The organism is Pseudomonas sp. PDM10 (assembly GCF_014852295.1).
Lineage (GTDB): Bacteria > Pseudomonadota > Gammaproteobacteria > Pseudomonadales > Pseudomonadaceae > Aquipseudomonas.
This window is the reverse complement of record NZ_JACVBJ010000003.1, coordinates 301,163-313,166: the sequence shown is the minus strand read 5'-3', so window position 1 is coordinate 313,166 and position 12,004 is coordinate 301,163. Positions and strand designations below refer to the sequence as shown.

Below are 12,004 nucleotides of genomic sequence, written 5' to 3'. Positions count from 1 at the left end.
GTCCTTAGAGGAAAGCTTCATGGAAGCACTGCACAAGAAAATTCGCGAAGAAGGCATCGTGCTTTCCGACCAGGTCCTGAAAGTCGACGCCTTTCTGAACCACCAGATCGACCCGGCCCTGATGAAGCTGATCGGCGACGAATTCGCCTCGCTGTTCAAGGACTCGGGCATCACCAAGATCGTCACCATCGAAGCCTCGGGCATCGCGCCGGCAATCATGACCGGCCTGAACCTCGGTGTGCCGGTGATTTTTGCGCGCAAGCATCAGTCCCTGACCCTGACCGAAAACCTGCTGTCGGCGACCGTTTACTCGTTCACCAAACAAACCGAAAGCACCGTGGCGATCTCCCCGCGCCACCTGACCAGCAGTGACCGCGTGCTGATCATCGATGACTTTTTGGCCAACGGTAAGGCGTCGCAAGCGCTGATCTCGATCATCAAACAGGCCGGCGCTACCGTGGCGGGTTTGGGGATCGTGATCGAGAAGTCGTTCCAGGGCGGCCGTGCGGAACTGGATGCGCAGGGTTATCGCGTTGAATCCCTGGCCCGAGTTCAGTCGCTGGCTGGCGGCGTCGTGACCTTCATCGAGTAACCCGCAACACCGCATTTCCCCTGTGGGAGCCAGCCTGCTGGCGATGGCCGTCTGTCAGTCATGAAGGTTTTGACTGATACGACGCCATCGCCAGCAGGCTGGCTCCCACAGGGGTTTTTTGTTGGCTGTTACTGTGCGGTGGCTTTGAGGCCGGTGAGCAGTAGCCGTTGAAACAAATCCTCTTTCAGCCCTTCCGGGCTGGTCAGCTGCATTCGCTCCAGATGTTCGGGAAACGAATCAGTCCCTGACCCTGACCGAAAACCTGCTGTCGGCGACCGTTTACTCCTTCACCAAGCAGACCGAAAGCACCGTGGCGATCTCCCCGCGCCACCTGACCAGCAGCGACCGCGTGCTGATCATCGATGACTTTTTGGCCAACGGTAAGGCGTCCCAAGCGCTGATCTCGATCATCAAACAGGCCGGCGCGACTGTGGCGGGTTTGGGGATCGTGATCGAGAAGTCGTTCCAGGGCGGCCGTGCGGAACTGGATGCGCAGGGTTATCGCGTTGAATCCCTGGCCCGCGTTCAGTCGCTGGCTGGCGGCGTCGTGACCTTCATCGAATAGCCTGCAACACCGCATTTCCCCTGTGGGAGCCAGCCTGCTGGCGATGGCCGTCTATCAGTCATGAAGGTTTAGACTGATACGACGCCATCGCCAGCAGGCTGGCTCCCACAGTGGTTTTTTGTTGGCTGTTACTGTGCGGTGGCTTTGAGGCCGGTGAGCAGTAGCCGTTGAAACAAATCCTCTTTCAGCCCTTCCGGGTTGGTCAGCTGCATTCGCTCCAGATGTTCGGGAAACGATGAAGGCTCCGGCGCATCCAGCGCTGCCTTGCCCAGTTCCAGAATCTCCGTGAGCTTGAATTTGCTCTTCAGCCAATTCAGGGCCCGCAATAGATCCTTCTCCTCAGCGGTGAAATCACAGCCCAACGGATATTCCGGAAACAACTGCGGATGCCGCGCCTGGATGGCCTGCAAGCGCTGCGGACTGTTGTCGGCGAACCGTGGATCAATACGGAAATTCTTCGGTAACTTGCCGACGGCCTGAGCCTGTTCGATCAACCCCGGCTGGAAACGTGAGTCGCTGATGTTCAGCAACGCCTCGATCACCGCCGCGTCGGTCTTGCCCCGCAGGTCGGCGATGCCGTACTCCGTGACCACAATGTCTCGCAGGTGTCGCGGGATCGTGCAATGGCCGTACTCCCAGACGATGTTCGAACTGACCTCACCGCCCGATTCGCGCCAGCTACGCAGCAGCAACACCGAACGCGCCCCGTCCAGTGCATGGCCTTGCGCAACGAAGTTGTACTGCCCGCCGACACCGCTAAGTACTCGCCCGTCTTCGAGCTGATCGGCCACGCCTGCCCCCAGCAAGGTCATGGTGAACACGGTGTTGATGAAGCGCGCATCGAGGCGCTGCAAGCGTTTGAGTTCTTCCTGACCGTAGAGCTCATTGATGAAGCTGATGCGGGTCATGTTGAATTCGAGCCGCTTGCTCTGCGGCAACTCGCGCAGGCGCTCATAGAAACTGCGCGGCCCAAGGAAGAAACCGCCATGCACCGAGATGCCATCAGTCTGCGCGGCTTCATCCAGCGTGCCGGCATTCGCCTGTTGCTGGGTTGGCACATCGGGGTAGACCTTGCGCCGCACGATCCCGGCGTCAGCCAGCACCAGCAAGCCGTTGACGAACATTTCGCTGCAACCGTAAAGGCCCTTGGCAAAGGGTTCGACGCCGCCTTCGCGGTCGATGAGTTGCGCCCACTGGCTGAGATTCACCTCCGCCAGCAACCCCTTGTAACCGTCATTGTCGGCCTGCCGCGCCAGCAGCGCAGCGGTCAGGGCATCACCCATGGCGCCGATGCCGATCTGCAAGGTGCCGCCGTCGCGCACCAGCGTGCTGGCGTGCAGCCCGATGAAGTGATCCTGGAAACCCACCGGCATGTTCGGCGTGGAGAACAGCGTGGTGCTGTCCTTCTCGTCGATCAGCAGGTCGAACGTGTCGATAGCGATTTCGGCATCGCCCGGCATGTACGGCAAATCGTTGTGCACCTGGCCCACCAGCAGGATCGTTTCCCCCGCCGCCCGACGCTTGGCGATCATGGGGAACAGGTCGAGGGTGATGTCCGGGTTGCAGCTCAGGCTCAGGCGATCGGGGTGTTCGCTGTGGCTCGCCACCAATTGCGCCACCAAGTTCAACCCGGCGGCATTGATGTCTCGAGCGGCGTGGCTGTAATTGCTGCTGACGTAATCCTGCTGGGCCTGTGCGCTGTGGAGCAGGCTGCCAGGCTGCATGAAGAATTGCTGGACATGGATGTTGGGCGGCAGGCTGTCACGACGCAGGTCGGCCAGGAAATCCAGTTCCGGATAGTCGCCAAAAACCCGCTCGATGAAGGGCTCGAGAAAGCGCTTTTGCAAACCGTCGCCCAAGGAAGGACGGCCCAGGCACAGGGCGGTGTAGATCGTCAGCTGCCGCTCGGGCAACTGCGCGATGCGTTGAAACAGCGCGTTGACGAAGTGGTTGGGTTTGCCCAGACCTAGGGGCAGCCCCATGTGGATATGCGCCGGCAACCGTGCCAAGACATCATCGACCGCTTGCTCGATAGAACACAGCTGCACCATCTGATCCTCCCTTACATTCCGTGAATTGGGGTTGGACCGAGCTTGCCGGGTCTTTGCTGCAATGAACAGTCTCGGGCGAAAATCGCAGGCACAAAAAAGCCGCTCGAAAGCGGCTTTTTGATGAAGATGAAGGCTTATTTCAGGCCGGACATCTTCTGGATCGCGCCTTTGAGTTCGGCGTCTGCGCAATCGGCGCAGGTGCCTTTTGGAGGCATTGCATTGAGGCCGGAGATGGCTTTCGCCAGCAGGCCGTCAACACCGCCTTCCTTCTTGGCGCGCTCGCCCCAAGCGGCAGCATCACCGATTTTCGGCGCGCCCAACAGGCCGGTGCCGTGGCAAGCGTTGCAATGTTTGGCAATCACTTCGTCAGGCGTTTTGGCACCACCGCCGCCACCCGCAGAAGCAGCGACTTCCATCCCCTTGCACTCTTTACCCTGAACGCAAACCTGGCCGACTGGCTCAAGGCGTTTAGCAATATCGTCGTTGGTCGCAGCTTGTGCGCTGACTGCCCAAAGGGCCAATACGGTTGCTGGTACGGCCAGCATTTTCATAATTAGATTCACGCGTTCACCCTCAATGGTGGCTAGTCACGCCCACGGCCACGGTTCGCAGGCGGGCGCAAGTATAACGGGAAGCCCGCCACACTGAAACAACCCTAAAGTCGGAGGGGTCTTATGCGTGGCGAAAAAACAACTCGGGCACCTGCGCAATGCTCGCCGGACGCCTCTTTTATTAGAAATTCGCTGGAGTCGCTGCGCTGATTAGTCGCGCTGGCGCATCGAACGGATTACGGAAACGGTGCGGTTTAGTACTTTCAAAGTAGTAGCTGTCGCCGGCTTCGAGCACAAAAGTTTCAAGCCCTACCACCAGTTCAAGTCGACCTTCGAGCAGAATCCCGGTTTCCTCGCCCTCATGGGTGAGCATCTCCTCACCGGTGTCGGCGCCTGGCGGGTAGATTTCATTGAGGAACGCGATGGCCCGGCTCGGATGAGCCCTGCCGACCAGTTTCATGGTCACTGCGCCATCGGAAATATCGATCAGCTCGTTGGCTTTGTAGACGATCTGAGTCGGTTTTTCCTGCAGGATCTCTTCGGAAAAGAACTCGACCATGGACATGGGAATCCCGCCCAGTACTTTCCTCAGCGAACTGATCGAGGGGCTGACGCTGTTCTTCTCGATCATCGAAATGGTGCTGTTGGTGACGCCCGCGCGCTTGGCGAGTTCACGCTGGGAAAGTCCTTTGAGCTTACGGATGGATTGCAGTCGTTCACCGACGTCCAAGCTTGCGCCTCCAGGGATTCAGGTTGTTGAAATATGAGCGTTATCATGGCGACAGCGTTCAGTATTTACAACACTTGGACCTGAATCCTGTTCGATGAAGCGACTTTCGGTCGGGGCGCTTTGACCTAAGCCCCGGAATAGAGCATTGGCACCCGGCGCAGGTTGCAGAAGATCTGGTAAGGAATCGTGTCCGCGGCCGCGGCTACGTCACTGGCGAGAATGTTTTTGCCCCACAACTCGACGGTCGAACCGAGGCCGGCTTGCGGCACATCGGTCAGGTCGATGCAGAGCATGTCCATCGACACCCGGCCAATCAACTGGCTGCGCTGCCCGGCGACCAATACTGGCGTACCGGTCGGTGCCTGACGTGGGTAGCCATCGGCGTAACCCATGGCCACCACGCCCACACGCATCGGTTTCTGGGTGATGAATTTGGCGCCGTAACCGATCGGCTCGCCGGCCGGCAGTTCACGCACGCAAATCACTTTCGATTCGAGGGTCATCACCGGTTGCAGGCGGGACGCCACGGCATTGGGTTCTTCAAACGGAGTCGCGCCGTAGAGCATGATGCCCGGGCGAACCCAATCACTTGGAATCTGCGGCCAACCGAGTACTGCCGGCGAATTGCGCAGGCTGATCTCCGCCGACAAGCCCTGACGCGCCGCTTCGAACACCGCGACCTGCTCGACACTGGCCTGACTGTGCAACTCATCGGCCCGGGCGAAGTGGCTCATCAGAACAATCTTCGCCACCTTGCCGCTGGCCAGCAGCCGTTGATAGCCCGCCTGATAATCCTTTGGATGCAAGCCCACCCGATGCATGCCCGAATCGAGTTTGAGCCAGACCGTGATCGGTTTGCTCAGTGCAGCGTTCTCGATGGCTTCGAGCTGCCACAGCGAATGCACCACGCACCAGAAGTCATGCTCGACGATCAGCGACAGCTCATCGGCTTCGAAAAAACCTTCCAGCAACAACACCGGCGCACGAATGCCCGCGGCTCGCAGCTCCAACGCTTCTTCGATACAGGCTACGGCGAAACCGTCTGTTTCGGCTTCCAGCGCCTGGGCGCAACGCACCGCGCCATGGCCGTAGGCATCGGCCTTGATCACCGCGAGGGCCTTGGCCCCCGTGACTTCACGGGCGATTTGGTAGTTGTGACGCAGGGCTTGAAGGTCGATCAGGGCACGGGCTGGACGCATGGCGGCAGACTTCTAGGCGGTCATGGGAAGAAAAACCGGCGCTGGCTGACGGCGTGAACCGCCAGTAGCACCGGGAGAGGGATCTTTCTGACGGGTTTATGGCAGAGCGGCGACAACCGACAGCTCAACCAGGATTTGCGGTTCGCACAACTTCGATTCAACGGTGGCACGGGCCGGTGCGACGCCTTTTGGCAGCCACTTGTCCCAGACTGCGTTCATGCCTTCGAAGTGTGCATCAATGTCTTTCAAGTAAATCGTTACCGACAGCAGGCGGCTCTTGTCGGTCCCGGCCAGATCCAGCAAACGCTCGATGTTGGCAAGCGTTTCACGGGTCTGCTGTTCAATCCCGGCGTTCATATCGTCGCCGACCTGCCCTGCCAGATACACGGTACCGCTGTGGACTACGATCTGGCTCATGCGCTCATTGGTGAGCTGGCGCTGGATTGACATGTTTTGCAGACTCCTGAAGTTTTTTTCCATAACGGGAAATATCGAGGCCTTCGGCGCTGATCTGCGGTGTTTTCTTCGCCATCAGATCGGCCAGCAAGCGACCGGAACCGCACGCCATGGTCCAACCAAGCGTGCCGTGACCCGTGTTCAAAAACAGATTGCTGAACGGCGTAGCACCCACGATCGGTGTGCCGTCCGGGGTGGTCGGACGCAGACCGGTCCAGAAACTCGCCTGGGCCAGATCGCCGCCCTGAGGATAGAGGTCGTTGACGATCATCTCCAGGGTTTCGCGCCGACGCGGGTTCAGCGACAGGTCAAAACCGGCTATTTCAGCCATGCCACCGACGCGGATGCGGTTGTCGAAACGGGTGATCGCGACCTTGTAGGTCTCGTCGAGAATAGTCGAAGTCGGGGCCATCGCCGGGTTGGTGATCGGTACGGTCAAGGAATAACCCTTGAGCGGATACACCGGCGCCTTGATCCCCAGCGGCTTGAGCAGTTGCGGCGAGTAGCTGCCCAGGGCCAGCACGTAGCGATCAGCGGTTTCCAGCTTGCCGTCGATCCATACGCCGTTGATGCGATCACCGGCGTAGTCGAGACGCTGAATGTCCTGGTCGAAGCGGAATTCCACACCCAGTTTGGTCGCCATTTCGACCAGGCGGGTGGTGAACATCTGGCAATCGCCGGTCTGGTCGTTCGGCAGGCGCAGGGCACCGGCGAGGATGTCGGTGACGCTGGCCAGGGCCGGTTCGACGCGGGCAATGCCGGCACGGTCGAGCAGTTCGAACGGCACGCCGGACTCTTTCAGCACGGCGATGTCTTTCCAGGCGCCGTCGAGTTGAGCCTGGGTGCGGAACAGTTGGGTAGTACCGAGGCTGCGGCCTTCGTAGGCGATACCGGTTTCGGCACGCAATTCGTCGAGGCAGTCACGGCTGTACTCGGACAGGCGGACCATGCGCTCTTTGTTCACCGCATAACGGTTGGCGGTGCAGTTGCGCAGCATCTGCGCCATCCACAGGTATTGGTCGATGTCGGCGGTGGCCTTGATCGCCAGCGGCGCGTGGCGCTGCAACAGCCACTTGATGGCCTTGAGCGGCACGCCCGGCGCGGCCCATGGCGAGGCATAACCCGGCGAAACCTGCCCGGCGTTGGCGAAACTGGTCTCCATGGCAGCGGCCGGCTGACGGTCCACGACCACCACTTCAAATCCGGCACGCGCCAGATAGTAAGCACTGGTGGTACCGATGACGCCGCTACCCAAGACCATAACGCGCATTTTCATATCCCTCATCGCGGCTTGCCGCTGACGTTCGTAGTTGTCGAGCATTGATGTGCGCAGTGTAAAAAAGATTAGGCAGTGCTTTTCACTATATAAGTGCCTATATTTGGCGAGAATTCTCGGCAAAAACGCTTTTCACGGAGGCGCATCCCCTATGCGTACCAACACTCAGACCAAACGTGAGCTGGACAAGATCGACCGCAACATCCTGCGGATCCTACAAGCGGACGGACGCATCTCCTTCACCGAGCTGGGGGAAAAGGTCGGGCTCTCGACCACGCCATGTACCGAGCGGGTCCGGCGACTGGAGCGCGAAGGGATCATCATGGGCTACAACGCCCGGCTCAATCCGCAGCACCTCAAGGGCAGTCTTCTGGTGTTCGTCGAAATCAGCCTCGACTACAAATCCGGCGATACTTTCGAAGAGTTCCGACGCGCGGTCCTGAAACTTCCCCACGTGTTGGAGTGCCATTTGGTGTCAGGGGATTTCGACTATCTGGTGAAGGCGCGGATTTCCGAGATGGCCTCGTATCGCAAGTTGCTGGGCGACATCCTGCTCAAGCTGCCGCATGTGCGCGAATCCAAGAGCTACATCGTGATGGAAGAAGTGAAAGAGAGCTTGAACCTGCCGATTCCGGATTGAGACTTGTGGCGTCTGTTCAGACCCCATCGCTAGCAGGCTAGCTCCCACAGTTGATCTTCAGCGGACACACATTCTGTGCATGACACAGATCCAGTGTGGGAGCTAGCCTGCTAGCGATTACAGGCAACTCGGTCATTCCTTAGACCAGCACCTGCCGCGTCGAAGCCATGTACTCATGAATCTGCTTTTCAACCCGCGGATGAATCAGCTCCACCGGCCCCCGCCCATTCGGGCACGGCAAGGTCTTGGTGGTGCCGAATAGTCGACAGATAAGGGGCCGCTCGTCATACACGGTGCAGCCGTTGGGCCCCAGGTGAACGCAATTGAGCTCATCCATCGCAGCATCTTGCTCGGCCCGGGTCTTGCGCGGCAGGCGGGACATTTCTTCCGGCGAGGTGGTCACCGGCCCACAGCAGTCATGGCAGCCGGGCACGCACTCGAACGAGGGAATTTGCTGCCGTAGCGTGCGAATTTTCTGACTGTTGCAGCTCATCGAAGCGTTGACCAAAAGCGGAATAGAGCGGGATTCTGACGCAAAAGCCCCGATCCAGACAGCACCAACCGACCAGTGTTGCCGGTATCCGAAGGTCCGGCTTATGCTCCGTCAAATTTTCTAAACACAAGAATCAGGAACACGCACATGAATGCCCGTGCTCAGCAACCTGCCCCGAACCACCAGCATCCTGCTTCTTACTACGCCGCCAGCAGCTTGCCGCAGCCCGATCATCCGGTGCTCACAGGCGATCTGGTGGCTGACGTGTGCGTGGTCGGTGGCGGGTTCTCCGGGTTGAACACGGCGCTCGAACTGGCCGAACGCGGCTTCAGTGTGATCCTGCTTGAAGCCCACAAAATCGGTTGGGGCGCCAGCGGACGCAATGGCGGACAGTTGATTCGTGGCGTCGGCCATGGCCTCGATCAGTTCGCCAACGTGGTCGGTGCGGACGGCGTGCGTCAGATGAAACTCATGGGCCTGGAAGCGGTGGAAATCGTCCGACAGCGCGTCGAGCGTTTTCAGATCCCTTGCGACCTCACGTGGGGCTATTGCGACCTGGCCAACAAGCCCCGGGACCTCGAAGGTTTTGCCGAGGACGCCGAAGAGTTGCGCAGTCTCGGTTACCGTTACGAAACCCGTCTGCTACAAGCCAGTGAAATGCATTCCGTAGTGGGTTCCGACCGTTACGTCGGCGGTTTGATCGATATGGGCTCAGGGCACCTGCATCCGCTGAACCTGGCATTGGGCGAAGCGGCCGCCGCCCAGCAGTTGGGGGTGAAGCTGTTCGAACAATCGGCAGTCACCCGCATCGATTATGGCCCGGAGGTCAAGGTCTACACCGCCCAAGGTTCGGTCCGCGCCAAGACGCTGGTGCTGGGCTGCAACGCCTACCTCAATGAACTCAATCCCGAACTCGGCGGCAAGGTGCTGCCCGCCGGCAGCTACATCATCGCCACCGAACCCTTGAGTGAAGCGCTGGCACACTCGCTACTGCCGCAGAACATGGCGGTCTGCGATCAACGGGTGGCACTGGATTACTACCGGCTCTCGGCGGACCGACGCTTGCTGTTCGGCGGCGCCTGCCATTACTCAGGTCGCGACCCGAAGGACATCGCCGCCTACATGCAGCCGAAGATGCTGGAGGTTTTCCCGCAACTGGCCGGGGTCAAGATCGACTATCAATGGGGCGGGATGATCGGCATCGGCGCCAACCGTCTGCCGCAGATCGGGCGACTCAAGGATCAGCCGAATGTGTATTACGCCCAGGCTTATTCCGGTCATGGCGTGAACGCCACGCACCTCGCGGGGAAGTTGTTGGCTGAAGCTATCAGTGGCCAGCAGGGTGGAGGGTTTGATCTGTTTGCCAAGGTGCCGCATATCACCTTTCCTGGCGGCAAGCATTTGCGCTCGCCGTTGTTGGCGCTGGGGATGTTGTGGCATCGGCTTAAAGAGTTGGTCTGATACATTTTCTGTGCCTGTACTGGCCTCATCGCGAGCAGGCTCGCTCCCACAATGGATTTGTGAACGCCACAGATCACCTGTGGGAGCGAGCCTGCTCGCGATGGGGTCGACTCAAATCCGCCAAAACGGTTTAAGCCCCTCCTCCCGCGCCTGCTCCCGACTCAACCCGACGTCCTTAAGCTGCTCGGGCGTGAGCTCCAGCAATGCCTTGCGCGTGTGCAGACGATGCCAGAACAGACCCCAGCGACTCAGGCCGGACGGTGCGTTGCGCATGACCGCCTCGCGTGCACCGTTGTTTTGCCCTGCCGCCAGTTCCTGACTGTGTAACGTCAGCCGCACATCGCTCAAGCCGTTCATTTTGATTGCTCCTGTTTACTTGGGTAGCCAGAGCTTTCATGATGCGTCGACGGCAAAAAGCATTACAGATTCAACGAGACTGTATTAATTCCATACAGATTTTGCATTTCAGCGTCTGAATCCCCTATTTTCGCCCCATCTGTACTGGTCAACCGAATCACCCACACCGAGACTGCGCCATGACCCTTTACGTCAACCTCGCCGAACTGCTCGGCACGCGTATCGAACAGGGCTTCTATCGCCCCGGCGACCGGCTGCCGTCGGTGCGGGCGTTAAGTGTTGAGCACGGCGTCAGCCTGAGCACGGTGCAGCAGGCGTATCGCGTGCTGGAAGACAGCGGCCTGGCGACACCCAAACCCAAGTCGGGCTACTTCGTACCGGTGGGTCGTGAACTGCCGGAGCTTCCGGCCATTGGCCGCCCGGCGCAACGTCCGGTGGACATTTCCCAGTGGGATCAAGTACTGGAACTGATCCGCGCGGTGCCACGCAAGGATGTGGTGCAACTGGGTCGCGGCATGCCGGACATCACCACGCCGACCATGAAACCGCTGCTGCGCAATCTGGCGCGAATCAGCCGACGGCAGGACATGCCCGGTCTGTATTACGACAACATCTACGGCACCCTCGAACTGCGCGAACAGATTGCCCGCCTGCTGCTCGATTCCGGCTGCCAATTGACTGCTCACGACCTGGTGATCACCACTGGTTGTCACGAAGCGCTGTCCGCCAGCATCCGCTCCATCTGCGAGCCGGGCGACATTGTCGCCGTGGACTCGCCCAGCTTTCACGGCGCCATGCAGACGCTCAAGGGCCTGGGCATGAAAGCCCTGGAAATCCCCACCGACCCGCTCACCGGGATCAGCCTCGATGCGTTGGAACTGGCGTTGGAGCAATGGCCGATCAAGGCCATACAGTTGACCCCCAACTGCAACAACCCGCTGGGCTACATCATGCCGGAGTCGCGCAAACGCGCGTTGTTGACACTCGCACAGCGTTTCGACGTGGCGATCATCGAGGACGATGTGTATGGCGAACTGGCCTACACCTACCCGCGTCCGCGCACGATCAAATCCTTCGACGAAGACGGCCGCGTTCTGCTGTGCAGTTCCTTTTCCAAGACCCTGGCACCGGGGCTGCGTATCGGTTGGGTGGCGCCGGGACGGTATCTGGAACGGGTGCTGCACATGAAATACATCAGCACCGGCTCTACCGCACCGCAACCGCAGATCGCGATTGCCGAATTTCTCAAGGCTGGGCATTTCGAACCGCATTTGCGGCGGATGCGCACCCAATACCAACGCAATCGCGACGTGATGATCGATTGGGTCAGCCGCTATTTTCCAGCCGGTACCCGCGCCAGTCGCCCCCAAGGCAGCTTCATGCTCTGGGTCGAGCTGCCGGAGGGCTTCGACACCCTGAAACTGAATCGTGCGCTGCACGATCAAGGCGTACAGATTGCCGTCGGCAGTATCTTTTCCGCCTCGGGCAAATACCGCAATTGCCTGCGGATGAACTACGCTGCCAAAACAACCCCGCAGATCGAAGAAGCCGTGCGCAAGGTCGGTGCGACAGCCATCAAACTGCTGGCGGAAATCGACTGACCTTTCTTCGGGAAGCGGCGTCCATATGCTAA

12 protein-coding genes and 1 pseudogene are annotated in these 12,004 nt (G+C 59.6%); 5 read left to right on the top strand and 8 right to left on the bottom strand.

Annotated features, from left to right (window positions below; translation table 11 throughout):
• Positions 1-19: 19 nt before the first annotated feature.
• Entirely contained in the window at positions 20-592 is a 573-nt protein-coding gene (locus IB252_RS12550; protein ID WP_008150200.1) for a xanthine phosphoribosyltransferase, read from the top strand.
• A gap of 238 nt (positions 593-830) precedes the next feature.
• A pseudogene (locus IB252_RS12545) lies at positions 831-1,157 on the top strand (xanthine phosphoribosyltransferase); the annotation flags it as partial.
• A 128-nt stretch (positions 1,158-1,285) separates the two neighbouring features.
• On the opposite strand, the gene IB252_RS12540 reads toward IB252_RS12545, so the two are convergent.
• From IB252_RS12540 to dadA, 6 genes are all read right to left on the bottom strand, one after another.
• Positions 1,286-3,208 carry an acetyl-CoA hydrolase/transferase family protein gene (locus IB252_RS12540; RefSeq protein ID WP_192408916.1) on the bottom strand — a complete coding sequence of 641 codons (1,923 nt, stop codon included), beginning with the start codon at positions 3,206-3,208 and terminating at the stop codon, positions 1,286-1,288.
• 134 nt (positions 3,209-3,342) lie between these two features.
• On the bottom strand, positions 3,343-3,759 hold the full coding sequence (locus tag IB252_RS12535; RefSeq protein WP_033053381.1) for a c-type cytochrome: 417 nt from the start codon (positions 3,757-3,759) through the stop codon (positions 3,343-3,345).
• A 181-nt stretch (positions 3,760-3,940) separates the two neighbouring features.
• Positions 3,941-4,489: a cupin domain-containing protein gene (locus IB252_RS12530; protein ID WP_064680419.1), complete on the bottom strand. Its 549-nt coding sequence runs from the start codon at positions 4,487-4,489 to the stop codon at positions 3,941-3,943.
• Positions 4,490-4,614: 125 nt separating this feature from the next.
• On the bottom strand, positions 4,615-5,688 hold the full coding sequence (gene alr, locus IB252_RS12525; protein WP_192408914.1) for an alanine racemase: 1,074 nt from the start codon (positions 5,686-5,688) through the stop codon (positions 4,615-4,617).
• A 96-nt stretch (positions 5,689-5,784) separates the two neighbouring features.
• On the bottom strand, positions 5,785-6,138 hold the full coding sequence (locus IB252_RS12520; RefSeq protein WP_076029299.1) for a RidA family protein: 354 nt from the start codon (positions 6,136-6,138) through the stop codon (positions 5,785-5,787).
• Positions 6,110-7,414: a D-amino acid dehydrogenase gene (gene dadA, locus IB252_RS12515; protein WP_033053439.1), complete on the bottom strand. Its 1,305-nt coding sequence runs from the start codon at positions 7,412-7,414 to the stop codon at positions 6,110-6,112. The genes IB252_RS12520 and dadA overlap by 29 nt, the downstream gene beginning before the upstream one ends.
• A 157-nt stretch (positions 7,415-7,571) precedes the next feature.
• On the opposite strand from dadA, the gene IB252_RS12510 reads away from it, so the two are divergent.
• Positions 7,572-8,060: an Lrp/AsnC ligand binding domain-containing protein gene (locus IB252_RS12510; RefSeq protein ID WP_003206849.1), complete on the top strand. Its 489-nt coding sequence runs from the start codon at positions 7,572-7,574 to the stop codon at positions 8,058-8,060.
• 139 nt (positions 8,061-8,199) lie between these two features.
• On the opposite strand, the gene IB252_RS12505 is transcribed toward IB252_RS12510, so the two are convergent.
• Positions 8,200-8,553, bottom strand: a complete 354-nt coding sequence (locus IB252_RS12505) for a YkgJ family cysteine cluster protein (RefSeq protein ID WP_007947437.1) — start codon at positions 8,551-8,553, stop codon at positions 8,200-8,202.
• A gap of 147 nt (positions 8,554-8,700) precedes the next feature.
• On the opposite strand from IB252_RS12505, the gene IB252_RS12500 reads away from it, so the two are divergent.
• Complete coding sequence (locus tag IB252_RS12500; protein ID WP_192408912.1) at positions 8,701-10,014, top strand: NAD(P)/FAD-dependent oxidoreductase; 1,314 nt, start codon at positions 8,701-8,703, stop codon at positions 10,012-10,014.
• A gap of 111 nt (positions 10,015-10,125) precedes the next feature.
• Here the strand turns inward: IB252_RS12500 and IB252_RS12495 are convergent, their stop codons facing one another.
• Positions 10,126-10,371, bottom strand: a complete 246-nt coding sequence (locus IB252_RS12495) for a DUF1127 domain-containing protein (protein ID WP_008150185.1) — start codon at positions 10,369-10,371, stop codon at positions 10,126-10,128.
• 179 nt (positions 10,372-10,550) lie between these two features.
• Here IB252_RS12495 and IB252_RS12490 point away from each other — a divergent pair, with 179 nt between their 5' ends.
• Complete coding sequence (locus IB252_RS12490) at positions 10,551-11,972, top strand: PLP-dependent aminotransferase family protein (RefSeq protein ID WP_192408911.1); 1,422 nt, start codon at positions 10,551-10,553, stop codon at positions 11,970-11,972.
• Positions 11,973-12,004: the final 32 nt, after the last annotated feature.